This is a genomic window from Phaeobacter sp. A36a-5a, from assembly GCF_037911135.1.
Classification (GTDB): Bacteria; Pseudomonadota; Alphaproteobacteria; order Rhodobacterales; family Rhodobacteraceae; genus Phaeobacter; species Phaeobacter bryozoorum.
The window spans coordinates 1-1693 of the sequence record NZ_JBBLYU010000011.1 but is presented as its reverse complement, the minus strand read 5'-3'; the positions used below and the strand labels follow the sequence as shown (position 1 = coordinate 1693).

Annotated in this window: 2 protein-coding genes; both read right to left on the bottom strand. The window is 61.4% G+C overall.

Annotated elements, in window-relative coordinates:
- Positions 1-595 (bottom strand): zinc metalloprotease (locus WLQ66_RS18780; protein WP_506546822.1); only part of this gene is annotated, 595 nt, incomplete at its 3' end.
- 425 nt (positions 596-1020) lie between these two features.
- A partial coding sequence (locus WLQ66_RS18775) for a M10 family metallopeptidase C-terminal domain-containing protein (RefSeq protein WP_340547864.1) occupies positions 1021-1693 on the bottom strand: 673 nt, incomplete at its 5' end.

The following is a 1693-nucleotide window of genomic DNA, read 5'->3' as shown; positions in this document are numbered from 1 at the left end:
TATAGCTCAGATCCGCCTCGCCCGGATGGGCGACATAGGACATCACCGTGAACTGGCCGTTGGTGGCCGCGTCGCTGGGCTGCTCATTGGGATGACGCAGCCCCAGCGCATGGCCCAGCTCGTGCAGATAGGTGTTCCAGCTGGTATGCCCCAGTATCGGGCCGATGCCCGGCACATATTGATTGGGGTTGCTGCTGTTGATCCAGAGATCCCCGGCCATAGAGGTCTCCGTGCCCAGATCATCTGCATCGGGAAAATTGGCGACAAAGCCAAAGAGACCGGTGTTGTCAAACCCGTAGCTGGCAAAGGCGATATCCAGCACATCCCCGGGTCCGGCAGGGGTGAGATTGACATTGGCGACCTCGTTCCAGGCTGCCACTGACTGTAGCATCAGCGCCTGTTGCCGCGCATCCATCGCAACAGAGGCGCTGGCCGGGATATAGCCTGCCCTGACAGCATAGTCGTCAAAGACCGGGTCATAGGGGTAATAGCCTGGCACCTGGCTCACAAAGCCATAAGAGATCGTGTCATCCCCGTCGTGCCAGCCATCGGTGTTGCTGACCAAAAGGGCGCGGTAATCCTGATATAACGGCATGGGATCTGCTTTCCATCTGTAATGAAACAAGACTCACGTTAAACGTGCATATTGTAGATAAAGATCGCGCAATAGTAGATTTTTTGCCAGAGGCGGCATTCCCTTGGGTCACTCAGGGAAAAGGGGCACGGTGCAGCACCCCGCAAGGACGGCTGCGCGGCGGTACCCATGGCGGGCAGAGATCCGCACCTGGAACAGAGGCGTCAGAAATCCGCCTCTTTGTCCCTCCACCGTGGGATATCCGGGACACTGAGGGGAGGGCAGATTATAAGAGAAGCGCGCTCTGGCAGCGTGCGCGCAGGGGAGCCCAGCAGAGCGCATCCCTGCAGATTGAGGACAGGGGCCTGCCGGCTGATGCTTTCATCTTCTGACAGAAGGTCTGGCGATAGAGGGATCGGTGCTGAAGGCGGCGGTCCGAGGCGCCCTCAGAACAGGAAATCATCCGCCGCAAGATCACCGAATGCCGTGTTGAGCAGGGTCAGGGACTGGCCGTCCTGATCCCGGATCACCAGATTCGCGCCGTCTTCCTCAAGGTGATCCTCGCGCAGATCGGCAAAATCCAGCACCCCGGTGGCAGCAGCCATGTCGATCCGGTCGTTGCCCTGAAAATCAATCACCACATCGGCCCCTCGTGAGAACACAAAGACATCCGCGCCCCGTCCCCCGACCATGCGGTCATTGCCGCCGCCGCCTTCCAGCGTATCTTGCCCGGCGCCGCCTTTCAGCGTGTCGCGTCCGCGCCCGCCCTCCAGCAGGTCATGGCCTTTGCCGCCCTGTAGCCGGTCGCTGCCCTGCCCGCCGATCAGCACATCGCTGTTGCGTGCCCCGGCCAGCGTGTCACGCCCGGCGTTGCCGACCAGCGTATTGGGGGCGCCATTGCCGATCAGATGGTCATTGCCGACCCCGCCCCAGGCGTCCTCGATCAGGTTGACGGTGCGCCCGTCTACCCGGACCGCGGCGGCCATGGCGACATTGTTCTCAAGGCTTCCGATGGTGGAATACTGCCCCGGGCGCAGGTCGATCCGGCTGTTGCTGCCAAGATCGGAGGCGTCGATCAGATCCGCGCCGCCGGCATCCCAGATGGTCAGGCTGACATTA